Raw genomic sequence first — 22,013 nt, 5'->3', positions numbered from 1 at the left:
AGCAGGCGGCGACGCTGGTGGCGTAGCTAATATTGATCGGGCCGAGGCAGGCCGCCGAGGACCGCGAGAAATCGAGCGTCATCCGCCCGCCCTGCACCGTCATGTCCAAAGCGATGGTCAGCCGCTCATCCACCACGCCGTCATTGTCGAGGTAATCCTCGAAGGCATAGTGCCCATCGGGCAGCGCCTCGACCTCCGCCTGCATCAGCGCGGCGGCACGATCCGCCAGCGCGGTGAAGGCGGCATCAACCACGGCATCGCCGGTATCGTCCAGCAGTTCCAGCAACCGTCGCTCACCGAGATCCAGCGCATTGAGCTGGCCATTCAGGTCGCCCCAGTTGGATTGCGGTACGCGCGAATTGGCGGCGAGTATGTCCAGGATATCCTGCTGCATCACCCCGGCACGAATGAGCTTCACCGGCGGAAAGCGCACGCCTTCCTGGTGGCTTTCTGTCGCGCGCGGATTGTAGTTGCCGGGCACGTTGCCGCCGATGTCGAGCCAGTGGCCGACACTCGCCAGCCAGCAGAACAGCTTTCCGGAACGGAACACCGGCCGCACCAGCCGGAAGTCGTTCAGATGGGTGCCGCCCTCATAGGGATCGTTAAAGATGAAGGTGTCGCCCGGCTCCAGCCCGGCGCCCGCACGCACCCGCTTGATGACGGCCTGCACGGCGAAGGACATGGCACCGACGAAGATCGGCAGGCCCTTGGTGCCCTGCACCAGCGTCGCACCGGTCTCCGCCTGGTACAGCCCGTGGCAGGCGTCGCGCGCCTCCGCGATGATTGGGTTGAAGGCACTGCGATACAGTGTCGCATCCATCTCATCGGCGATCTGTTCCAGCCGGCCCTTCAGCACGGCCAGTGTGACGGCATCCAGACTCATGATTTCAGCAGTTCCACCAATGCGGAGGCCTCGGTATGCGGCCCCATCCCCATCACCGCACCCTCGATCGCCGAGGCGCGGTCCCGGCCATAGACCGGGTCGGTCAACTCATGGAATTTCTCGCGCACCTCGGCCTCGGTGAAGGGGTCCTCGGTGTCGCCGCGGTTGGTCGTAACCTCCGCCACGTGGCGCGTGCCATCCTGCATCACCAGCGTGACGCGCGCCGGGCGCAGGCCCGGCAACTGCGCCGTCATCGCCGCATCCTCATCGACCGTGACGCGCGATGCCAGTGCCAGGATCTCGGGATTCTCCCGCGCCGGGCCACGGAAGGCCGGTACGGTGGCGGCGCCGTGGACGATGAAGGTGGCCAGCGCGAAGGGAATGCTGAACTTCGCCGCGAGCATGTTCGGCGCCGCCGTGCTGTCGAGCTGTGCCGCCCAGAGATAGGTCTCGACCGCGATGGAGGCCACCTGCGCCGGGTCGAGCTTGCCCGTGGACGCCGTGATGCGCGCCAGCGCGTCCAACGCGCCATGGGTGTAGCGGCAGGCGGCGTGGCGCTTGAAGTAGTTGCGCGCCACTTCCCACCGCGTGCCCAATTCCAGCACCATCTCCTCCGGCCGGAAGTCGGTGGCGGAGACCTGGCCGAAGATGGTGGCGACGCCGTCACGCTCCGCCTCGAAGCCGGCCCGCGCCAGGTCCCACACCGTCAGCCCCAGCATGTTGGAGACACCGGCATAGGTGTTCCGCACCGTGCCCCCCTCCAGCATGTTGTTGCGCGAGGTGGCGAGGCCGAGGGAGGAGGCCATGTTGATGACGCCGCGGAACTCCGCCGCGCTGGCGCCATGCAACTTGGCCACAGCCACGGCCGCGCCAAGCGTGCCCCAGGTGCCGTGCGGATGCATCGCGACATTCAGCTTGCTGGCGATGCCTACGCGCGAGCCCATTTCGTAGCCCAGCGCCAGCGCCATCAGGAAGCTGGCGCCATCGCCACGCGGCGCGGCGAGCAGCGCCGGCACCACATGGATGGCCGGGTGGCCGCGGGCATACTGGTTGCCCTCATCCAGCTCCAGCATGGTGCCGGAGGTTCCGTTGAGGAAGGCAGCCGTCCCCGGCCGCGCGCCACCGCCAAAGCCGATGATGGGCGCATCGCCACCACCCTCGCGCAAGACCATGCGCGCGGCGAGCGCCTGCACCTCGCCCTCCTGCGCGCCGGCGGCGATGGCGCCGATGCAATCGAGCAGCGCGAGGCGCGTGCGCTGCGCCACCTCCGCCGGCAGATCGGCGAAGCGCGCGCGCGCCGCGAAGGCGGCCCATTCCCCGAGCCAGGAGGAGGGTGGCGTGGCAAGCAGCGCGGAGGCGGGTTTCACGCCCGGCGTCACGATGGCCATGATGGTTTTTCCTTCCCCAAGAGTCTGGCCCTAAAGCCCGAGATAGGCGCGTTTCAGTTCCGGATTTTCCCGCACCTCGGCGGCCGGTCCTGCCAATGCGAAGCTGCCGTGTTCCAGCACATAGGCGCGGTCCGCCAGATCCAGCGACTGCGCGACATTCTGCTCCACCAGCATGATCGCCAAGCCCTCGCCATGCAGGCGGCGGATCAGCGCGAACATCTCCTCCACCAGCAGCGGCGACAGGCCGAGCGAGGGCTCGTCCAGGATCAGCAATTTCGGTTCCGCCATCATGCCGCGGCCGATCGCGAGCATCTGCTGCTCGCCGCCCGAAAGCGTGCCCGCCGCCTGCGCGACGCGTTCGCGCAGCCGCGGGAAGGTGGCGAAGACCTTTTCCAGATTCTGCGCGCGGTTCGCCTTGGCGCGGCGGTACGAACCCAGCTCCAGATTCTCCCGCACATTCAGATTGGGAAAGATCTTGCGTCCTTCGGGCACCTGGATCAGCCCGCGCGCCATGATCTGCGCCGGCGACAGGCCGGTGATGCGCTCGCCGAGGAAGCGCACCTCCCCGCCGCGCGGCTTCACCAGCCCGGACAGCACCATGTTCAGCGTCGTCTTGCCGGCGCCGTTGGAGCCCAGCACCGCGACAATCTCGCCCGCCGTGACATCCAGCGAAACGCCCTCCAGCACCCGCGTCAGCCCATAGCCCGCGACCAGGTCCCGCACCTCAAGCATGCGCGCCCCCTGACAGTCGCGTGGCCGCGCCATGGCCGAGATAGGCTTCGACCACGGCGGGAGTCGCGACCACTTCGGCCGGCGTGCCGCTGGCGATGATGCGGCCCTGCGCCAGCACATGCACCGATTCACACAAGTTCATCACGGCCTGCATGACGTGTTCGATCATCAGCACCGTCACGCCGGAATCACGGATGGCGCGGACCACCGGCACGATGTCCCGCACTTCGCTCGGGTTCAGGCCGGCCAGCACCTCATCCAGCAGCAACAGCTTCGGCTGCGTCGCCAGCGCCTTGCCCAATTCCACGCGCTTGCGGCCGGAGACGGTGAGCGCTGCCGCAGGCTTGTCGAGTTCCGCCGTCAGCCCGACCTGCTCCGCCACCTGTTCGGCCAGCGCGATGGCATCAGCGCGGCGGCGGTGGCGCAGGAAGGCGCCGACGGCGATGTTCTCCCGCACCGACAGGCCGGCGAAGGGCTGCACGATCTGGAAGGTGCGGGACAGACCCTCCGCCGCCAGGACATGCGGCGGCCGCGACGTGATCTCCTTGCCCCTCCACAGAACCTGCCCACTGGTCGGCTTCTGGAATCCGGAGACGATGGCAAACAGCGTGGTCTTGCCCGCGCCATTGGGTCCGATCAGCCCGGTGATGCTGCCCTCCGCCACGTCGAAGCTGGCGTCCGACACGGCCATCAACCCGCCGAAGCGCATCGAGACGTTGCGGATTTCAAGGAAGCTCATCGCCGCCCCCGCAGCCAGGCGAGCAGGTTGCGCGGCGGGAAGCGCACCACCAGGATGAGCAGCACACCGAAGATCACCAGGTCGATGCCCGGAATGCGGCCCACCATCATGCGCGTGACCTCGGCCAGGGTGTGCAGGATGACGGCGCCGATCACCGGGCCGAACACCGTGCCCGCCCCGCCGATGATCGGCGCCAGCAGGGCTTCGACGGAAATCCAGGTGCCGTAGGCGATGGTGCTGTCGAGATACAGGAAGTACTGGGCGTACAACCCGCCCGCCGCACCCGTCATGGCCGCCGAGAGCGTGATGGCCGAGAGCTTCACCCGCAGCGCATCGACGCCGACGGCCCGCGCCGCATCCTCATTCTCCCGCACCGCGACCAGCTGCGCACCGAGGCGGGAGCGTTCCAGCGCGCGGGTCATCAGCAATGCGAGAACCACCAGCGCCAGCACCACCAGATAGAACCAGCCGCGCGATTCGAACTGGAAATTGGCCGCCCGCGCATCCAGCGGAATCAGCAGCCCCGCGGCGCCGCCGGTGAACTCGACGGCATTGGACAGAACCCGGAACACCTCGGCGAAGGCCAGCGTGACCAGGGCGAAATAGCTGCCGCGCAGACCGGAGCGGAAGGACAGAAAGCCGATGATCCAGCCAACGATGGCCGCCAGCGCGATGCCCGCCAGGAAAGTGACGTAGGGGTTCACCCCATAGCGCACCTGCAACACCGCCGCGGTGTAGGCGCCCGTGCCGAAGAAGGCCGCATGGCCGAAGGAATACTGCCCGCCGAAGCCGCCGAGGATGTTCCACCCCTGCGCCGCCAGGCAGATGATCAGCGTGAAGATGGCGAAGTTCAGCAGCGTGCCGGCGGTGACGAACACCGGCAGCAGCGCCGCCACCGCGCCGAACAGCAGAATCGGCCAGACATCCCGCGCCGTCATGCCTTCGCCCCGAACAATCCGGTCGGCTTGAACAGCAGCACCAGGATGAAGATGACGAAGATGCCGAGCTGCCCGAGGCTGTCCCCGAGATAAAGGCCGGACAGCGACTCCACCACGCCGATCACCAGCCCGCCCAGCAAGGCACCAGGCACGCTGCCCATGCCGCCGAGCACGACGATGGTGAAGGCCACCAGCACGAAGGCATTGCCGACGCGCGGGTTCACATAGAACGAAGGCAGCAGCAGGCAGGCCGCCACCGCAAGGCAGGCCGTGCCGATGCCGAAGGTCACCGCATAGACATGGCGCACATCGATGCCGACCAGCGCCGCCCCGGTGCGTTCCTTCGCCACGGCGCGGATCGCCCGGCCGGTGTCGGTCATGCGCAGCAGCACGAACAGCACCGCCGCCACCACGAAGGCCACGCCGAAGCCGACCACACGCGGGAAGGACAGCAGCATCGGCCCGAGCTCCACCACCTCCATCGCGTAATCCACCTGCACGGACAGCGTATCGGACCGGAAAATCGCCAGCATGGCGTTCTCCAGCAGGATGGACAGACCGAGTGTCACCAGCAGGATGTTGGAATCCTCACCCCGGCTCGCCGGCCCGATCACCAGGCGCTGCACGCCATAGCCGAGCACGAAGAAGATCGGCACCAGCGGCAGGATCGCGATGTAAGGGTCCAGCCCGAAGGCGGCCCAGGCCACCCAGGCGGCATACATCGCCAGCGTCAGCAGCGCGCCATGCGCGAAATTGATGATGTGCAGGACGCCATAGACAAGCGTCAGGCCGAGCGCGACCAGCCCATAGACGGCACCGGTGAGGAGGCCGTTCGCCACGGCCTCCATCACGATCTCAGGCGGAAAATTTCTCATGCGGCGCGCCTACCTCAGACGCGCCGGGCGGCCGGATGGCCGCCGCCGAGCATGCGGCGAAGCCAAGGCGGCCGGATGCCCGGCGCCCGGCGTGAGAGGGGCATCGAAAAACCTCAGGCCGGCCAGGGGAAGACGGCCTGGGCGTCGGCGAAATCCGTCGGGAAGATCACCTTGATGTCGTTGCCCTGGATCTGCGTGTTCACCGCCTGGCCCGCCTGGTTCTGGCCGTTGACGAAGCGCGTCGGGCCATAGGGCATGATGTGGCGGGTGAAGTTGCCATCGGTCGCGGCCAGCGCGTCGATCACCTTGGCGCGGTCGGCGGCACCCGCGCGTTCCAGCGCATCGGCCACCAGCATCACCGCCGAGTAGTTCATCGGCGTGTTGTACAGCCAGAAGCGGTTCTGCGCCTCCACCTGCCGGCGCAGCTCCGCCGTCTTCGGCTTGCGCGGGTCGGCCCAATGGTTGACGTCCATCACCAGATTCGCCGCTTCGGGGAATTCGCGCAGGAAGCGGTAGTTCGATGCCGCGCCGTTCAGCACGCAGTAGATGCCCTTCGGCCGGATGCGGCGCTGCTGCAGGGTGCGGCTCAGCAGCACGAATTCGGCGTAGTAGCTGGACGGGATGATCAGGTCGGGGTTCAGCGCACGGATGCGCAGCGCGATGTTGGACATGTCGCGCGCCGGCGTCGGGTGGCTGATCGTCTCCAGCACCTCGAAGCCGCGCTTCGGCAGTTCCGTGCCCATCAGCCGCGCCATGCCGGAGCCGAACAGCCCATCCTCATGCACCACGACGACGGTCTTCGCCGGCTTGCCGGCCGCATCGTTCAGGGTCACCAGGTTATCCAGCGCCGCGGCGGTGATGCTGCCGAAGCCCGGGGAAAACCGGAAGGTGTTCTTCAACCCGCGGCTGACAATGGCATCCGAGACGCCGACATCCGCCACATAGGGCAGATCGTAGCGCGAGGCGGCCTGGGAGGAGGCGAGGCAGATCGGGCTGGCGAAGCCGCCGACCACGGCCACGACGCCTTCGGCCTGCATGCGCTCGACCTCGGCCGTGCCACCCTCGGGCGAGGAGCGGGCATCGCCGAATACCATCTGGATCTGGGCGCCGCCGAGGGCCTTGATGCCCCCTGTGGCATTGATTTCGGCAATGGCGAGCTCGGCGCCGAGGCGGCCATACTCGCCATCCTGCGCCAGGGCGCCGGTGACGGGCTGCAGAATGCCAAGCTTGATGGCGGCGGGCTGGGCGCGCAGCAGGCCCGGGGCCGCCAGGGCGCCGGCGGCCCCCAGCAGCACGGCGCGGCGAGAGGGCTGGAATGCGTTCGGCATCGTTCTCGGTTCCCTTTTGATGGTCCCTGCGGCGCGCAACCGCGCTGGGCCGATATCTGCGCCGGCGCGCCCTTTTGGGCAAGCGGCCCGGGCGCCGCAGGGTAGCCTGTTCAGGCCAAAGCCGCCCCTTGCAAGGCAGCTTGATGCATGTTCGGGCAGCTTCTGCCGCGCGTTGACGCCCGCCGCGCCTGCCCGTAACCCCAGGCCATCAACAACAGCCCGGGAAGGTCACGCCGATGCGTTCGCATGAGGGCCAGTTCTCAGACAATCGCCCGATCCGCCGCTCGCCCCAGGAAAAGCGCCGCCTGCTGGCGGAGCTGAAGGAAACGCTGGCCGGGATCAAGCCGCACAATTCCCCCACCCTGCGGACCACCCTGCTCGCCCGGATCAAGGAGCTGGAAGCGGAGTTGGCGCCGGAACGGAAGTAAACGCAGCGTAAGCAGCTGCAGCGCAAGTAACCCCCATGCCGGACACGGCGCCCCCATCCCCGGTGGAGGGACGCCGCGTGCTGGCCGGCATGGGGCTGATGGTCTGCTGCTGCCTGCTGTTCGCCGTGATGAATGCCTGCTTCCGCGCCGCGATGCAGGAAGGCCTTCCGGTGCCGCTGGTGCCCTTCGCCCGCGGCGTCTTCACCACCCTGGTCATGCTGCCCTGGCTGCTGCGCCACGGCACCGCGGCGCTCGCCACGCGCCGCCCCGGCGCCCATGTCGCCCGCTGCGCCACCGGCTCCGCCAGCTTCATGCTTTCCATGTTCGCGCTGCTGTTGCTGCCACTGGCCGATGCGGTGGCCATCCTGCACGCCAAGCCGCTCTGGGCACTGCCGCTGGCCTTCCTGCTGCTGGGGGAGAAGGTGGGCTGGGACCGTGCCATCGCCGCCGCGGTGGGGTTTGCCGGCGTGCTGGTGATTGTCGGCCCGGCGGGGGGCCTGGCGGATGCGCCTTCGCTCGGGCTGATGGCGGCGCTGGCGGGCGGCGCCTGCGGGGCCGGGGTGCTGGTGGCGGTGAAGGCGCTGTCTTCCACCGAGCCGCCAGCGCGCGTGGTGGCCTGGTATGCCATATGCTCCGTGCTGATCTGGGGGCCGGTCTCCGCCCTGGTCTGGCAGACGCCATCCCACACCGCCCTCCTGCTGCTGATCGCCGGCTCCGCCTGCGCCATTGCCGGGGATTTCCTGGCATCCTGGTCGGCGCGGCGGGCACCCGTCGGGCTGCTGGCGCCCATTGAATATGTGCAGATCCCGGCGGCTGCGATGATCGGCCTGGCGGTGTTCGGCGAAGCGCCGGGCTGGAGCCTGATGTGGGGCACGCTCATCATGGTCGGCGCCACGCTGTATCTGGCGCAGCGCAGCCGGATGCGCCGCTGACCGGCCCAAATCGAAGGCAGATGCCCAAACCAACGGCAGCGCGGCGCCCGCAATGCCCCATCCGGCGCCTTCAGGGCGGTGACAGCGAACAATTCCGGGTTATGGTGCGCCGACCGAGGAGGACCCCGAACATGCTGAACCGTCGCACCCTGATCGCAGCCGGCGCCGGCGCCGCGCTCGCCCTGCCCGCCATCCGCACCGCCCGCGCGCAGACCGCCTTGCGCTTCACACTGGACTGGGCGCTGCAGGGCAACCACGGCATGTGGGCGCTGGCCCAGGATCGCGGCCTGTTCGAGCGCGCCCAGCTTGCCGTGCGGATGGATCGCGGCTTCGGCTCCGGCGATGCGCTCGTGAAGGTCGGCTCCGGCGCCTACGATATCGGCTTCGCGGATTTCTCCGGCGCGGTGAAGTTCAACGCGGAGAATCCGAACAGCCGGCTGGTCATGCTGTATCCGGTGTTCGACCGCACGGCGGCCGCCATCGTCACCATGAAGGGCCGCGGCATCGAGAAGCCGCAGGATGTGGCGGGCAAGAGCCTCGGCGCGCCCGAGGGCGAAGGCTCTCGCCTGCTGTTCCCGGCCTTCGCCAAGGTGGCCGGCATCGATGCGTCCCGCGTGCGCTGGACCTCCATGGCCGCCAATCTGCGCGACACCATGCTGCGCACCGGCCAGGTGGATGCGGTGACGGGCTTCCTGTTCACCGTGCATTTCAACCTGGTGGGCCTCGGCATCCCGGAGGACAACATCCTGTCCTGGCCCTATGCCGAGAATGGCCTCGACCTGTACGGCTCCGGCGTCTTCGTCCGCGCCGAATGGCTGGAGCGGAACCAGGATGTGGCCGCGCGCTTCGTGAAGGCCTCGATCGACGGGCTGAAGCTGCTGCTCAACGATATCCCCGCCGGCATGGCCGCCTTGAAGCGGCGCGAGGCGCTGTTCGACGAGGCGCTGGAATCCCGTCGCTTCGCAATGACGCGCGACCGTTCCATCATCACGCCGAACAGCCGCGCCAATGGCATGGGCTACCTCGACATGGCGCGCGCGCAGCAGCTGGTGCAGGTGAATGCGGAGGCGCTCGGCGTCGCCAACCCGCCCTCCGCCGAGAGCATGTTCACCGACCGCTTCCTTCCGCCGAAATCCGAGCGCATGTTCTGAGGAAGGCCATCCAGCCTTCCGGTTCCGGGCGCCTGCATAAGCGCGGGCCACCCGCCCGGCCGGTGCAGACCGCACCGGCCGCATGTCTCGCGAGGAACGCATGTCAAAGATCCTTCTGACCGGCGCCCGGGTCCTGGCGCCGGATGCGCTGTCCACCAGCTTTCAGGAGGTGCTGGTCGAAGGCGGCAGGATTGCCGCGCTGCTGCCGCCCGGCAGCAAGGTGGACGCCGCGCAGCCCTTCGATGCGCGCAACCGCCTCATCATCCCCGGCCTGGTGAACGGCCACACGCACGGCCATGGCGGCCTGGCCAAGGGCTCCGGCGACAAATGGGACCTCGCTCTGCTGCTGGCCCATGCGCCCTGGGTCACCGGCGGGCGGCTGCTGCAGGACAAGTACCTGTCCTCCGCGCTGAACGCCGTGGAGAATCTGAAGAAGGGCTGCACCGCGGTCTATGACCTGCCCTCCGAAATCCCGCTGCCGACGGCGGAGGGGCTGGATGCGATGGCGGAAGCCTATGCGGCGGTAGGCCTCCGCGCCGTGCTGGCGCCGATGCTGGGCGACCTCACCTTCTTCCAGGCGACGCCCGGCCTGATCGACAGCCTGCCGGAGCCGTTCCGCAGCAAGGTCGCGGCGATGTCTGCCGCCCCGGCGGCCGATACGCTGGGCGCCATGGGCGACATCGCCCGCAACTGGTCGCATGGCAGCCGGAACATCCGCTTTGGCGTCGCGCCGACGATTCCGCTGCACGGTACGGATGATTTCCTCAAGGCCTGCCGGGCGCTGGCCATGGAGCACGGCCTGCCGATGCAGAGCCATGTCGCCGAAAGCCGCTACCAATCGGCCGGCGGCGAAATTCGCTATGGTGGCGCGACGCTGCTCGGCCACATGGACAAGCTCGGTCTGGTCGGCCCCTGGTTCAGCGTGGCGCATGGCGTCTGGCTGACCGATGAGGATCTGGCGCTGTTGGCCGAACGCGGCGCCGGCATCTCGCACAATCCGGGCGCCAATATGCGCCTCGCCTCGGGCATCGCGCCGGTGCGCAAGGCGATCGCGGCCGGCGTCACGGTCGGCATCGGCACGGATGGGTCCTCCTCCTCCGACAACCAGAACATGTTCGAGGCCATGCGCCTCGCCGCCTTCGCCTCCCGCCTCTGGGAGGATGCGGAGGATGATGACTGGCTAGGCACGGCGGAGACGGTGCGGCTGGCGACCCAGGGCTCCTCCAGCCTGCTGGGGCTGGAGGGCGGCACGATCGAGGCCGGGCGCAATGCGGACCTCGTGCTGCTGGACCTGGACCATGTGAACTGGGCGCCGCTCAACAACGCGGCGAACCAGATGGTCTGGACCGAGGATGGCAGCGCCGTCGCCGATGTGATGATCGCCGGGCAGTGGAAGCTGCGCGACCGCCGCGTGCTCGGCATCGACGAAGCGAAGCTGGCGCGGGAGGCGAATGCCGCCGCCGAGCGCCTGCGCGGCGTGACGGCGGAATCGCGTGCGTGGTGCGAGGCGGTGGCGCCGCATGTGGCCTGCCATTGCCGGGCGATGGCGAAGGGCTGGACGCGGTCGAAGCGGCTGTTGAAGGCGGAGTAGAGAAGGACCCCCACCCCGAAGGCTGGTCGGGGTGGGGGGCCTTGAGCGCGCAACGGAGGACGCCAAAGAATGCTGTTGAAGGACCGCGTGGCGGTGGTGACCGGCCCCGCCAAGGGCATGGGCGCCGCCTGCACCCTGCTGCTGGCCGAGCACGGCGCCGACCTTGCGCTGGTTGGGCGCGACACCGCCGCCATCGAACCCGTCGCCGAACAGGTGCGCGCCATGGGCCGCCGCGCCGAGATTTTTGGATGCGACCTGATGGAGGCCGCCAGCGTGGACGCCATGGCGAAGTCCGTCCTCGCCAGCTTCAGCCGCTGCGACGCCCTGATCAACATCGCCGGCGGCCGTGGCCCCTTGGGAAAAACCTTCTGGGAAACCACGCCGGAGGAATTCGACGAAATCCTCCGCCTGAACGTCACCGGCTGCTTCCTGACCATGCGCGCCTTCGCCCCCACCATGATCGCGGCGGGCTCGGGAAAGATCGTCAATGTCGGCGGCACCTTCGGCATGCGCGGCCGCGCCGGGCGGGCCGGCTATTCCGCCAGCAAATGGGGCCTGCGTGGCCTGACGAAATCCGCGGCGCTGGAACTCGGCCCGCATAATGTCAATGTGAACTGCGTCGCCCCCGGCATGGTGGAGGGCGACCGCTTCGACAACGTGCTGGCCACCATGGCGCGCAAAGACGGCATCAGCCTGGAGGAAGCCCGCGTGAAGCACGCCAGCGAATACGCGCTGCGCCGCATCAGCACGGATGTAGATGTGGCGAATGCCGTGCTGTTCTTCGCCTCCGACCTGTCGCGCCAGACCACGGGGCAGGATTTCACCGTCGATGGCGGCTGGGTGATCTGACCATGACCGAACTCTATGCGGATCTGCTGATCACCGGCGGCATTGTCGTCAACGAGACCGGGCGCTTCACGGCCGACGTCGCGGTGAAGGACGGGCTGGTCGTCTTTGTCGGGCACCCGGATTTCGCACCGCGTGCCCGGCGCACGATGGAGGCGACGGGCAAATTCATCATCCCCGGCGCCATCGATGTGCACACGCATATCCGCGAACCCGGCATGACCCAGAAGGAGGACTGGACCACCGGCACCCGCGCTGCCGCGGCCGGTGGCGTCACCACCATCTTCGACATGCCGAATACCGACCCGCCGGTCTGGTCGCTCGATGCCCTGGCCATCAAACAGGAAGCGGCCGCCCGCCAGGCGCATGTCAATTACGGCCTGTACGGGCTGCTGGACGAACGCACGCTCGATATCCTGCCGCAGCTCGCCGAGGCCGGGATCATCGGCACCAAGCTGTTCTACGGCAACACCACCGGCAACCTGCCCGCACCGAATGATGGCGCGGTGCTGGAGGGCTTCGAGATCCTGGCCGAGCTCGGCCTGCGCTGTTCGATCCATGCCGAGAACTCGCCCATGCTGTTCTGGCGCGAGAACCGCATGAAGGCCGCCGGGCGCGACGATGCCTTCGCGCATCTGGCGGCGCGGGCGGATATCGTCGCGCTGGAATCGCTGAATCGCTCCATCACCCTGTCCGAATGGACCGGCGCGCGCATCCATATCGTGCACGAATCCTGCATGCGGTCGCTGCCCATCATCCGCGATGCCAAGGCGCGCGGCGTGCCGATGACGGTGGAGACCGGGCCGCAGTATTTTCTTCTGGCCGCCGAGGATCTGGTTGGCGACAAGGCGCGCATCGCCCGGCTCAACCCGCCGATCCGCGAAAGGGCGCAGCAGGCGCCGATCCTGGCCGCGTTGCTGGACGGCACCATCGACATGCTGGGCACCGACCATGCGCCGCATGCCATGGCGGAAAAGCAGCATGCCAGTTTCTGGGACAATGCCTGCGGCTTCCCGGGCGTCGAGACCTCCATGCGCCTCATGCTGACCCTGGTGCATCAGGGCCGCACGACGATGGAGCAGTATGTGCGGATGGCGAGCGCCGCGCCGGCCAAGGCCTTCGGGCTGTATCCGCGCAAGGGCGTGATCCAGCCGGGCGCGGATGCGGATATCGCCGTGGTGGACCCGGCGAAGGAAGGCGTGATCCGCGGCGCCGATCTGCACAGCCTCCGCAGCCGCTTCACCCCCTATGAAGGCATGGAAACGGTGGGCATGCCGGTTGCCACCATCGTCCGCGGTCGCATTGTCATGGAGGGCGGCACGGTGGCCGACGCCGCCGGTTGGGGCCGGATGGAGCGGCCGCAGATGCCGCCGCCCGCGCCGCGCAACCTGGCGACGACGACCAAGGCCATCCTGCGGCCCGGCGCCCAATCCTGGTGACCCTGCGTCACCAAACTTAGCCGGGAGGGGGCGCGAAGCCCCCTCCCCCTTTGTCAGTCCACCTGGGCGCCGGCGGCGCGCACGATCTGGCCCCAGCGGGCGATGTCCTGCTCATGCACCTGGCGGAACTCCTCCGGCGTGCGCACGGTCGATGGCGCGATGCCCTGGTTGTTCACCAGCCAGTCGCGGAAATCCGGCGCCTCGATGATCTTGCGGATCTCGGCGTTCAGGCGCTGCTGGATCGGCGCGGGCAGGCCAGGAGGGCCGAATACGCCGTACCAAGTAGTGCTCTCGAAGCCCGGCAGGTTGCACGCCTCGGCGATGGTCGGCACGTCCGGCAGCGCGGCCAGGCGCTGCGGGGTGGTCACGCCCAGCCCGCGCACGGCGCCCTGGCGAATCATGCCCACCGAGGGGCCGGCCTGGTTGAAGAACAGGTCGGTCTGCCCGCCGAGCAGGGAGGCCATGGCAGGCCCCTGGCCCGGGAAGGGGATGTGCAGCATGTCGATCCCCGCCGTGGAGGCGAAGACGGCGCCCGCCAGGTGGGTGGAGGCGCCATTGCCGGTGCTGGCATAGTTCAGGGCGCCGGGCCGTGCCTTGGCATCCGCCACCAGCGCCGCGCAGTCGGTGTATTGCGGGCGGTGCTGGATGCTGGTGATCAGCACATTCGGCACGTCGCCCAGATGCGCGATATGGGTCACGTCGCGCATCGGGTCGAAGGGCAGGCGGCGGTACAGCGTCGCGTTGATCGCATGCGTGCCGGCAGTGCCGAACAGGATCAGGTAGCCATCCGGCCGCGCCTGGGCCACGTGGTTGGAGGCGATATTGCCGCCGGCGCCGACGCGGTTGTTGACCACGACCGGCACGCCCAGCGCCTGGGACAGCGGCGCCGCGATGCGGCGTGCATAGATGTCCACGCCTGAGCCATTGGGGAAGCCACCAAGGAACTCGATTGGCCGCGACGGCCAGGTATCCTGCGCCTGCGCCAGGCCCGGCACCGCGGCGCCCAGCGCGGCAAGCAGTGGCAGCAGAAGGCGATGTCGGAATTTCATTGCAGCAATCCTCGTCCTGTTCGAGCGTAAAAGAACCGCCATGGCGCCCACTGTGCAACCCCTTGCCAACCCTGGCTGGACAGAAAGCGTCAACGGGCTAGGCTTTGGCCATGCCCACACCCTCCCCTGCTCCGCGCATCGCCCGTGGCGGTAAATCCATCTACGGCGCACCACTTGGCATCCTGATGCTGGAGGCACGGTTCCCGCGCATTCCCGGCGACATGGGCAACGGCACCACCTGGCCCTTCCCGGTGCTGTTCCGCGTGGTGCGCGGCGCGACGCCGGAAAAGGTGGTGCTGCAGGGCGCGCGCGGCCTACTGCCGGATTTCATCGCGGCGGCGCGCGAGCTGGTGGATCTGGGGGCCGAGGCGATCACCACCAATTGCGGTTTCCTGACCCTGTTCCAGGCGGAGCTGGCCGCCGCGGTGCAGGTGCCGGTCGCGACATCGTCGCTCATGCAGGTGCCCTGGGTGCAGGCCATGCTGCCGCCGGGCAAGCGGGTGGGGGTGGTGACGGTGAGCAGCAGCTCGCTCACGCCTGCGCATCTGCGCGCCGCGAATGTGCCGCTGGATATTCCGGTGCAGGGCACGGAAGGCGGGCGGGAGTTCTTTCGCGTGCTGATCCAGGCCGAGGCGGCGGACATGGATGTGGCGCTGGCCGAGCAGGATATTCTCGATGCCGGGCGCGCGCTGGTGGCGCGGCATCCGGAGGTGGGGGCAATCGTGCTGGAATGCACCAATATGCCGCCCTACGCCGCCGCATTGCAGGCGGAGCTCGGACTGCCGGTCTATGACATCTACACAATGGTCAACTGGCTGCATGGCGGGTTGCGGCCCGCGCGCTTCGGCTGACCCGGCGGTTCAGCCGGAAGCCTGCCGCCGCATCAGTGCGCCGAGCCGATCCGCCTCCTGCTCCCCCTGGGCGTCGCGGATAGAGGGGGGTTCCGTCAGCCCCGCCTCGCGCGGGTCTGGTGCCTGCTGGCCGCCTGTGTCACGATCCAGCGGAGCCAGCGCCCGATCCACGGCGCGCCGCAGCGCCAGGCGGTCGGCAGGGGTACGGGCGCGGGCCACTGCGATGGCGACGATGCCGGCCACGGCCTCGGCCAGGCTGGTGGTGCTTCGCGCATCGCCGGAACGGTCGCTGCGGCTTGGCGCATCGAGCCAGGAAATGCCCAGCCGCAGCACCGGATCACAGAATAGGCCGGCCTCCTCGGGTAAGGCCACGTAGCTGGCCATGGGCGATGGGACGGTATGGGCGCTCGACATCGCGTTTCCTCCGGGATCTTCCCGTATGGCGATTTCCCCGCGATGGGCGTTGCGTCGCGGTGCCCTTACACTCCGCTCCGGATCGTAAACAGTAAGTAAAGATCCAGCCTGGCACCCGCTGTCATCTACGGATTTTCGTTAATTCCACGAAAAAACCCCGGCACTTTCGTGACCGGGGTTTTTCCGAACCAAGCCCGAAAGGGCTGGGCTATTCCTTCATGTTGACGGCTTGGCGGCCGCGCTGGCCATCCCGCACATCCAGCGCCACCTTCTCACCCTGCTGCACATCGGCACGGCCGGCGCGCTGCAGGACGGAGGAGTGCAGGAACACGTCCTGCCCGCCATCTTCCGGGGTCACGAAGCCGAAGCCGCGCACCTGGTCGAACCACTTCACCGTGCCTTGCACGGCATAGGTCGGGCCGCCCTCGTCGCGGCCGCTGTCGCGGCGCGGCGGCGGACGGTCGCCGAAATTGCCGCGCGGTGCGCCGAAGCCGCCGCCACCGGCGCCGAAGCCACCGCCCGGCGGGCCGCCGAAGTCGCGGCGCGGCGGACGATCGCCGAAGCCGCCAGGCGCGCCGCCGAAGTCGCGGCGCGGCGGCCGGTCTCCGAAGCCGCCCGGGGCGCCACCGAAGTCGCGGCGCGGCGGACGATCACCGAAGCCACCCGGCGCGCCTCCGAAATCCCGACGCGGCGGACGATCCCCGAACCCACCCGGACGTGCGGCTCTGTCGCCGCCGCCCGGACCCTTGATGACCGAGTGAATCCGCGTGACCAGGCGCCGGCCCTGTCGGTCCGCCCCGATCTCGCAGTTCAACTTGTCGCCGGTGTCCGGCGGTTCGATGCCCGCCTCGGTCAAGGCCGAGGCGTGGAAGAAGACGTCCTGTCCATCCGGTCCCAGGACGAAGCCGAAGCCCTTGCGGGCATTGTACCACTTCACTTCGGCTTCGACGGACCCGGCGCCGCCCTGCTCGTTGTCGGGAAACACGTTCTTATGCAATCCGTACTTGTGGACACGACCCGACACGATGCAGGGCCGCCACCGTGCAAGATTGCACCAGGTAGCAAGAAAAACCAGCGAAAAGCGCAAGGATTCCCAGCGACGGAGCCTTCATGCGCCAATTAGGGTCATGCGAATCGCGCCGGACTGAACGACTCCATCGGCAGAGCCGGTTTGCGGCCGGCCAGCAGGTCCACAATCGCGCTTGCCGTGCGCGGTGCCGCGACCAGGCCGGTATGCCCATGGCCGAAGGCCAGCAGCACGTCCGGCGTCGCCGCCGCCGGGCCGAGGCAGGGCAGGCCATCCGGCATGGAGGGGCGATGCCCCATCCACATCTTCACCCGGCTCGCCGGCAAATCTCGCGGCAGGCCGGGAAAGCTGCGCAGCAGATGGTCGCGCAGGATTTCCGCCCGCTTCCAGTTCGGCGCGGCCTCCAGCCCGGCAATCTCCACCTGCCCGGCGCAGCGCAGGCCGCGATCGGTCCAAGTGACAGACATCTTGCCGTCATAGGGCATCATCGGCGTGCGGGGCCCGGCCTCGGCATCCGCCACCACGGCGTGGTAGCCGCGCTCCGTCTCCAGCGGCACGTCGGAGCCGACCGAGGCGGCCAGCTTGCGGGAATGGGCGCCGGCCGCGATCACCGCGCGGTCGCAGGCCACCTCCCCGCCCTGCGTCAGCACGGCCTTGAGCCGTCCCTGCTCGACGCGGAAGCCGGTGGCCGCCTCGCGCCGCAGCACGGCACCCTCGGCGCAGGCCTGCGCCACCAGGGCCGCGACATAGGCACCCGGATCGCGGCAATGCCCGCCTTCCTCGACCAGCGCGCCGAAGGTGTAGCGGCGGTCGAGGTCCGGCTCGCGCTGGCGCATCTCATCCGCGTCCAGTTCCAGCCACTCGATGCCGACCTGCTTGCGGATGCGCCAGGCCATCGCCTCGGATTCGAACTGCGCGCGGTTCTCATAGATGTAGACAAGGCCGCGGCGCTCGATGAGGTGGCCGACGCCGGCCTGGTCCGCCAATTCCTTGTGCAGGGCGGGGCTGCCCACCAGCAGCGGGCGCAGCGCCTGCGCGGCGCGCAGCACCTTCGCCTCCGTCCAGCCGGCCCACAGGTAGCGCGCCAGCCAGGGCAGCACCCGGGGCAGGTAGGACCAGCGGATTGCCAGCGGCCCCAGCGGGTCAGCCAGGAATTTCGGCACCTTCTTCCACAGCCCGGGGCTGGCGGGCGGGATCACCGACATCGGGCTGAGCCAGCAGCCATTGCCGTAGCTCGCCGCCTGTTCGCCACCCGGCTCACCCGGTTCCAGGATGGTCACGCGGAAGCCTTCGCGCAGCGCGCCGATCGCCGTCGCGGCGCCGATGATACCCGCGCCGATCACCACCACATGCGGCCGAAGCCCTGACTCACTCAACGCGACTCTCCCATCACACGCCCCGGATCACCTTCCGCCAGCAGCGAGACATGGGCCGAGACCACCCGCCACCCCTGCCCCGGGATGCGCGCCATGATCTTGGTCTCCCGCCCCACCAGGCCGGTGCCGATGCGTTCATATTCCAGATGCGTCGCCGCGACATCCTGCCCGAAGGCAGTGATCCGCACCTGGCGCTGGGTGCGCTGGGCATAGGCCTTCACCGAGGCGCGGAAGGCCCGGATTGCCTCGATGCCATACAGGATTTCGCCGATGCCGAAGCGCACGGTGCGCGGGTCAGCCCAGAAGATGGCGTCGAGCGTCGCCGTCTCATTCGCCATCAGCGCGGCTTCGTAGCGATCGAAGACCGCACGGACCTCCGCGATGATGTTGGGGTCGTCGATCTGCACGCCGTCTCTCCTGCCGTCAGGCCCCCAGCCTGCGCCACGTCGCGCAGGCTGGGAAGGCAGGCAGGGGCGTCAGCCGGCGTCGATCACCGCGCGCTTGGCCATCACCGTCACCAGATGCGCGCGATATTCGGCGCTGCCATGGATGTCGCCATTCAGCAGGCCCGGGTCCACCTTCACGTCGGCCACCGCATCGGGCGACCAGTTGGCGGTGAGCGCCGCTTCCATCGCCTTTTCGCGGAACACGCCGTTATTGCCCGCGCCATTCACCGCGACGCGCACACCGGCGGCGGTCTGCGCCACGAAGACGCCGGCCATGGAATAGCGGCTCGCCGGGTTCCGCATCTTGGCGTAGCCGGCCTTGGTCGGGATCGGGATGTGGATTGCCGTCACCAATTCGCCGACTTCCAGCGCCGTGGTGAACATGCCGGTGAAGAAGTCCTCGGCCGCCAGCTTGCGCTTGTCGGTCTGGATGGTGGCGCCCAGCGCCAGCAGCGCCGCGGGATAATCGGCGGAGGGGTCGTTATTGGCGACCGAGCCGCCCATCGTGCCGCGGTTGCGCACCTGCGTGTCGCCGATCGTGCCGGCCATCGCCGCCAGGGTCGGGATCGCGGCCTTCACCTCGGCGGACGTCGCGACTTCCACATGGCGCGTCAGGGCGCCGATGACCAGCTTGTCCCCTTCCCGCTTCACACCGTGCAATTCCGCGATGCCGGACAGGTCGACCACGGAGGTCGGCTTGTTCAGCCGCAGCTTCAGCGCGGGCAGCAGGGTCATGCCGCCGGAGATCGGCCGCGCATCGGGGTCGGCCGCCAGGATCTTCACGGCATCCGCGACCGAGGCGGGCTTGTGGTAGGCGAAATCATACATGGTTCGATCCCCTCAGCTATTCGGCCGCAAGCCTGTGCGCGTTGACGATGCCCCAGATCTTCTGCGGCGTCGCCGGCATTTCCACATGGCGCACGCCATAGTCACGCAGCGCATCCACCACCGCATTCATCACCGCCGGCGGCGACCCGATGGCGCCGACCTCCCCGCAGCCCTTCACCCCCAGCGGATTATGGGTGCAGAGCGTGACATGGGTGGCGACACCGACATCCGGCAGGTCACCGGCCCGCGGCATGGTGTAGTCCATGAAGGAGCCGGAGACGAGTTGCCCGGAGGCATCATAGATCGCCGCCTCCAGCAGCGCCTGGCCGATGCCCTGGGCGACGCCGCCCTGCACCTGGCCCTCCACGATCATCGGGTTGATGACGCGGCCCACATCATCAACCGCCGTGAAGTTCAGCACCTCCACCCGTCCGGTTTCCGGGTCGATCTCCAACTCGCAGATGTGGCAGCCGCCGGGATAGGTGAAGTTCTTCGGGTCGTAGAAGGCCGTCTCCTCCAGCCCCGGTTCGATCTCATCGATCGGGTAGTTGTGCGGCACATAGGCCGCCAGGCTGATATCCGTCAGCGTCTTTGTCTTGTCCGTGCCGGCAACCCGGAAGGTGCCGCGTTCGAACTCCACATCCTCGACGCTGGCTTCCATCAGATGGGCCGCGATGCGCTTGCCCTTGGCGATGATCTTGTCCATCGCTTTGTCCATGGCGGAACCACCCACCGCCAGGGACCGGCTGCCATAGGTGCCCATGCCGAAGGGTACCTTGGCGGTGTCGCCATGCACGATGTCCACATTCGCCGTCGGCACGCCCAGCTTGTCCGCGATGAGCTGGGCGAAGGTGGTCTCATGCCCCTGCCCGTGGCTATGCGCGCCGGTCAGCACGGTAACGCTGCCTGTGGGGTGCACGCGGATGGTGCCAACCTCATACAGCCCAGCCCGCGCGCCGAGCGAGCCCACCACGGCGGAGGGCGCGATGCCGCAGGCCTCTACATAGGTGGATATGCCGATGCCGCGCAGTTTGCCGCGTGCTTTCGATTCCGCGCGCCGCGCCTCGAACCCGGCCCAGCCCGCGGTCTCCAGACAGGCATCCAGCGTCGAGTGATAGTCGCCGCTGTCATATTGCAGGGCGACCGGCGTCTGGTACGGGAACTGGTCCGGCCGGATGAAATTGCGACGGCGGAACTCCACCTTGTCCAGCCCCGCCTCGGCGGCCGCCACATCCATCAGCCGTTCCAGCAGATAGGTCGCCTCCGGCCGCCCGGCGCCACGATAGGCATCGACCGGCACGGTGTTGGTGAACACCGCCTTCACTTCGGCATAGATCACCGGCGTCGAATACACGCCGGAGAGCAGCGTGGCGTAGAGGTAGGTCGGCACGCAGGGCGCGAAGGTGGAGAGATAGGCACCCATATTCGCCAGCGTATGCACCTTCAGCCCGAGGATCTTTCCCTGATCATCCAGGGCCAGTTCCGCCGTGCTGACATGGTCGCGGCCGTGGGCGTCCGACATGAAGGATTCGCTGCGCTCGCAGGTCCATTTGATCGGCCGCTTCACCTTGCCGGCGGCCCAGGTGACGATGGCCTCCTCGGCATAGTGGTAGATCTTGCTGCCGAAGCCGCCGCCGACATCAGGCGCCACCACGCGCAGCTTGGATTCCGGGATGTGCAGCACGAAGGCGCCCATCAGCAGCCGGATCACATGCGGGTTCTGGCTGGTGGTGTAGAGCGTGTAGTCGCCCGAGAAACTATCGAAATCGCCGATCGCCGCGCGCGGCTCCATCGCGTTCGGCACCAGGCGATTGTTCGTCGTCTCGATCTTCACCACCCGCGCGGCGCGGGCAAAGGCCGCTTCCTGCGCCGCCTTGTCGCCGATATGCCAGTCGTAGCAGAGGTTGCCGGGCGCTGCCTCATGCACCTGCGGCGCGCCGGGCTTCACCGCGGCCTCGGTCGAGGACACCGCGGGCAGCGGCGTGTAGTCCACCACGATGGCTTCCGCCGCATCCCGCGCCTGGGCCTTGGTCTCCGCGATCACCACCGCCACCGGATCGCCGACATGGCGCACCTTGCCGAGCGCCAGCGCCGGATGCATCGGCTCCGCCATCGGCGAGCCGTCCTTGTTGTGGATCTGCCAGCCGCAGGGGATGCCGCCGATCGACTCGGCCGCCATATCCTCCCCCACAAAGATCGCCTTCACCCCGGGCATCGCCTTGGCGGCGGCAGTGTCGATGCGGTCGATGGTGGCGTGGGCGTGCGGGCTGCGGAGCATCACCGCATGGGTCTGGCCCGGCCGGTTGAGGTCGTCCACATACTGCCCGCGGCCCAGCAGGAAGCGATAATCTTCCTTGCGGCGCAGACTGGCGCCGATTCCCTCGAAGGGTGTCACCACGTTCATCGTTCATTCCTCCCCAATGAACCGTGGCGCCCCCTCTGGCGGGGGGCTGTTCCGCGGCCCAGGCCTCGACTGCTCCGGCTATTCGGCGGCGGCGCGCACCAGTTCCGGCACGCGGCCATGCATCACATCCTGCGCGGCGGCGATCGCCTTCACGATGTTGTGGTAGCCGGTGCAGCGGCAGAGGTTGCCCTCCAGACCCTCCCGGATTTCCTTCTCGCTCATGCCGTCCGGGTGCTTGTTCACCAGGTCGATGGCGGACATCACCATGCCCGGCGTGCAGAAGCCGCACTGCAGCGCGTGGTATTCGCGGAAGGCTTCCTGCATCGGGTGCAGCGTGCCATCGGCCGC

22 protein-coding genes are annotated in these 22,013 nt (G+C 68.4%); 7 read left to right on the top strand and 15 right to left on the bottom strand.

Annotated features, from left to right (window positions below; all coding sequences use genetic code 11):
* From Q8S40_RS03105 to Q8S40_RS03075, 7 genes are all read right to left on the bottom strand, one after another.
* A partial coding sequence (locus Q8S40_RS03105; protein ID WP_305669243.1) for a hydantoinase B/oxoprolinase family protein occupies positions 1-883 on the bottom strand: 883 nt, incomplete at its 3' end.
* Positions 880-2,271, bottom strand: coding sequence for an MmgE/PrpD family protein (locus Q8S40_RS03100; RefSeq protein WP_305669242.1), 1,392 nt, complete (start codon positions 2,269-2,271; stop codon positions 880-882). The genes Q8S40_RS03100 and Q8S40_RS03105, both read right to left, overlap by 4 nt.
* Positions 2,272-2,301: 30 nt before the next feature.
* Complete coding sequence (locus Q8S40_RS03095; RefSeq protein ID WP_304810989.1) at positions 2,302-3,003, bottom strand: ABC transporter ATP-binding protein; 702 nt, start codon at positions 3,001-3,003, stop codon at positions 2,302-2,304.
* Positions 2,996-3,742, bottom strand: a complete 747-nt coding sequence (locus Q8S40_RS03090) for an ABC transporter ATP-binding protein (protein ID WP_304810987.1) — start codon at positions 3,740-3,742, stop codon at positions 2,996-2,998. The genes Q8S40_RS03095 and Q8S40_RS03090 overlap by 8 nt, the downstream gene beginning before the upstream one ends.
* The gene (locus tag Q8S40_RS03085) at positions 3,739-4,680 is read right to left on the bottom strand and encodes a branched-chain amino acid ABC transporter permease (RefSeq protein ID WP_305669241.1); all 942 of its coding nucleotides are present in this window, start codon (positions 4,678-4,680) and stop codon (positions 3,739-3,741) included. Before Q8S40_RS03085 ends, Q8S40_RS03090 begins: the two co-directional genes overlap by 4 nt.
* Positions 4,677-5,555 (bottom strand): branched-chain amino acid ABC transporter permease, encoded by an 879-nt coding sequence (locus Q8S40_RS03080; protein WP_304810983.1) that lies wholly within the window; start codon positions 5,553-5,555, stop codon positions 4,677-4,679. The genes Q8S40_RS03085 and Q8S40_RS03080 overlap by 4 nt, the downstream gene beginning before the upstream one ends.
* 113 nt (positions 5,556-5,668) lie before the next feature.
* Positions 5,669-6,883, bottom strand: a complete 1,215-nt coding sequence (locus Q8S40_RS03075; protein ID WP_304810981.1) for an ABC transporter substrate-binding protein — start codon at positions 6,881-6,883, stop codon at positions 5,669-5,671.
* A 236-nt stretch (positions 6,884-7,119) separates the two neighbouring features.
* On the opposite strand from Q8S40_RS03075, the gene Q8S40_RS03070 reads away from it, so the two are divergent.
* The 6 genes from Q8S40_RS03070 to Q8S40_RS03045 all read left to right on the top strand — a co-directional run bounded on the left by Q8S40_RS03070 (position 7,120) and on the right by Q8S40_RS03045 (position 13,270).
* Positions 7,120-7,311, top strand: a complete 192-nt coding sequence (locus Q8S40_RS03070) for a hypothetical protein (RefSeq protein WP_168053626.1) — start codon at positions 7,120-7,122, stop codon at positions 7,309-7,311.
* Positions 7,312-7,373: 62 nt separating this feature from the next.
* A complete protein-coding gene (locus tag Q8S40_RS03065; RefSeq protein WP_305669240.1) occupies positions 7,374-8,243 on the top strand; it encodes a DMT family transporter in 870 nt (289 codons plus the stop codon).
* A 131-nt stretch (positions 8,244-8,374) separates the two neighbouring features.
* A complete protein-coding gene (locus tag Q8S40_RS03060) occupies positions 8,375-9,394 on the top strand; it encodes an ABC transporter substrate-binding protein (protein ID WP_304807105.1) in 1,020 nt (339 codons plus the stop codon).
* A 100-nt stretch (positions 9,395-9,494) separates the two neighbouring features.
* Entirely contained in the window at positions 9,495-10,985 is a 1,491-nt protein-coding gene (locus Q8S40_RS03055; RefSeq protein WP_305669239.1) for an amidohydrolase family protein, read from the top strand.
* A 69-nt stretch (positions 10,986-11,054) separates the two neighbouring features.
* Positions 11,055-11,834, top strand: coding sequence for an SDR family NAD(P)-dependent oxidoreductase (locus tag Q8S40_RS03050; protein ID WP_304807109.1), 780 nt, complete (start codon positions 11,055-11,057; stop codon positions 11,832-11,834).
* A gap of 2 nt (positions 11,835-11,836) precedes the next feature.
* A complete protein-coding gene (locus Q8S40_RS03045; RefSeq protein ID WP_304807111.1) occupies positions 11,837-13,270 on the top strand; it encodes a dihydroorotase family protein in 1,434 nt (477 codons plus the stop codon).
* Positions 13,271-13,323: 53 nt separating this feature from the next.
* Here Q8S40_RS03045 and Q8S40_RS03040 read toward each other — a convergent pair whose 3' ends face one another.
* Entirely contained in the window at positions 13,324-14,319 is a 996-nt protein-coding gene (locus Q8S40_RS03040; RefSeq protein ID WP_305669238.1) for a tripartite tricarboxylate transporter substrate binding protein, read from the bottom strand.
* A 110-nt stretch (positions 14,320-14,429) separates the two neighbouring features.
* Here Q8S40_RS03040 and Q8S40_RS03035 point away from each other — a divergent pair, with 110 nt between their 5' ends.
* On the top strand, positions 14,430-15,170 hold the full coding sequence (locus tag Q8S40_RS03035) for an aspartate/glutamate racemase family protein (RefSeq protein WP_304807116.1): 741 nt from the start codon (positions 14,430-14,432) through the stop codon (positions 15,168-15,170).
* A 9-nt stretch (positions 15,171-15,179) separates the two neighbouring features.
* Here the strand turns inward: Q8S40_RS03035 and Q8S40_RS03030 are convergent, their stop codons facing one another.
* The 7 genes from Q8S40_RS03030 to Q8S40_RS03000 all read right to left on the bottom strand — a co-directional run.
* Complete coding sequence (locus Q8S40_RS03030; protein ID WP_305669237.1) at positions 15,180-15,554, bottom strand: hypothetical protein; 375 nt, start codon at positions 15,552-15,554, stop codon at positions 15,180-15,182.
* 238 nt (positions 15,555-15,792) lie between these two features.
* Positions 15,793-16,671, bottom strand: a complete 879-nt coding sequence (locus Q8S40_RS03025; RefSeq protein ID WP_304807120.1) for a cold-shock protein — start codon at positions 16,669-16,671, stop codon at positions 15,793-15,795.
* Positions 16,672-16,709: 38 nt separating this feature from the next.
* Positions 16,710-17,987, bottom strand: coding sequence for an FAD-binding oxidoreductase (locus tag Q8S40_RS03020; RefSeq protein ID WP_305669236.1), 1,278 nt, complete (start codon positions 17,985-17,987; stop codon positions 16,710-16,712).
* Positions 17,984-18,394, bottom strand: coding sequence for an oxalurate catabolism protein HpxZ (gene hpxZ, locus Q8S40_RS03015; RefSeq protein ID WP_305669235.1), 411 nt, complete (start codon positions 18,392-18,394; stop codon positions 17,984-17,986). Before hpxZ ends, Q8S40_RS03020 begins: the two co-directional genes overlap by 4 nt.
* 69 nt (positions 18,395-18,463) lie before the next feature.
* Positions 18,464-19,261: a xanthine dehydrogenase family protein subunit M gene (locus Q8S40_RS03010; protein ID WP_305669234.1), complete on the bottom strand. Its 798-nt coding sequence runs from the start codon at positions 19,259-19,261 to the stop codon at positions 18,464-18,466.
* A 16-nt stretch (positions 19,262-19,277) separates the two neighbouring features.
* A complete protein-coding gene (locus Q8S40_RS03005; protein ID WP_305669233.1) occupies positions 19,278-21,665 on the bottom strand; it encodes a xanthine dehydrogenase family protein molybdopterin-binding subunit in 2,388 nt (795 codons plus the stop codon).
* Positions 21,666-21,743: 78 nt separating this feature from the next.
* Positions 21,744-22,013, bottom strand: a 270-nt coding sequence (locus Q8S40_RS03000; protein ID WP_305669232.1) for a (2Fe-2S)-binding protein, incomplete at its 5' end; no start/stop codon positions are given.

Origin of the sequence: Falsiroseomonas sp. (assembly GCF_030695085.1) — a bacterium.
In the GTDB taxonomy this organism is placed as follows: Bacteria; Pseudomonadota; Alphaproteobacteria; order Acetobacterales; family Acetobacteraceae; genus Falsiroseomonas.
The sequence above is the reverse complement of the archived record's forward strand: the minus strand, read 5'-3'. Positions and strand labels throughout refer to the sequence as shown.

Bases quoted from the DNA above. Each gene is read 5' to 3' on its own strand.
- Q8S40_RS03100 (WP_305669242.1), bottom strand. From the start codon at position 2,271: ATGGCCATCGTGACGCCGGGCGTGAAACCCGCCTCCGCGCTGCTTGCC.
- Q8S40_RS03095 (WP_304810989.1), bottom strand. From the start codon at position 3,003: ATGCTTGAGGTGCGGGACCTGGTCGCGGGCTATGGGCTGACGCGGGTG.
- Q8S40_RS03090 (WP_304810987.1), bottom strand. From the start codon at position 3,742: ATGAGCTTCCTTGAAATCCGCAACGTCTCGATGCGCTTCGGCGGGTTG.
- Q8S40_RS03085 (WP_305669241.1), bottom strand. From the start codon at position 4,680: ATGACGGCGCGGGATGTCTGGCCGATTCTGCTGTTCGGCGCGGTGGCG.
- Q8S40_RS03080 (WP_304810983.1), bottom strand. From the start codon at position 5,555: ATGAGAAATTTTCCGCCTGAGATCGTGATGGAGGCCGTGGCGAACGGC.
- Q8S40_RS03075 (WP_304810981.1), bottom strand. From the start codon at position 6,883: ATGCCGAACGCATTCCAGCCCTCTCGCCGCGCCGTGCTGCTGGGGGCC.
- Q8S40_RS03070 (WP_168053626.1), top strand. From the start codon at position 7,120: ATGCGTTCGCATGAGGGCCAGTTCTCAGACAATCGCCCGATCCGCCGC.
- Q8S40_RS03060 (WP_304807105.1), top strand. From the start codon at position 8,375: ATGCTGAACCGTCGCACCCTGATCGCAGCCGGCGCCGGCGCCGCGCTC.
- Q8S40_RS03055 (WP_305669239.1), top strand. From the start codon at position 9,495: ATGTCAAAGATCCTTCTGACCGGCGCCCGGGTCCTGGCGCCGGATGCG.
- Q8S40_RS03050 (WP_304807109.1), top strand. From the start codon at position 11,055: ATGCTGTTGAAGGACCGCGTGGCGGTGGTGACCGGCCCCGCCAAGGGC.
- Q8S40_RS03045 (WP_304807111.1), top strand. From the start codon at position 11,837: ATGACCGAACTCTATGCGGATCTGCTGATCACCGGCGGCATTGTCGTC.
- Q8S40_RS03040 (WP_305669238.1), bottom strand. From the start codon at position 14,319: ATGAAATTCCGACATCGCCTTCTGCTGCCACTGCTTGCCGCGCTGGGC.
- Q8S40_RS03035 (WP_304807116.1), top strand. From the start codon at position 14,430: ATGCCCACACCCTCCCCTGCTCCGCGCATCGCCCGTGGCGGTAAATCC.
- Q8S40_RS03030 (WP_305669237.1), bottom strand. From the start codon at position 15,554: ATGGCCAGCTACGTGGCCTTACCCGAGGAGGCCGGCCTATTCTGTGAT.
- Q8S40_RS03010 (WP_305669234.1), bottom strand. From the start codon at position 19,261: ATGTATGATTTCGCCTACCACAAGCCCGCCTCGGTCGCGGATGCCGTG.
- Q8S40_RS03005 (WP_305669233.1), bottom strand. From the start codon at position 21,665: ATGAACGTGGTGACACCCTTCGAGGGAATCGGCGCCAGTCTGCGCCGC.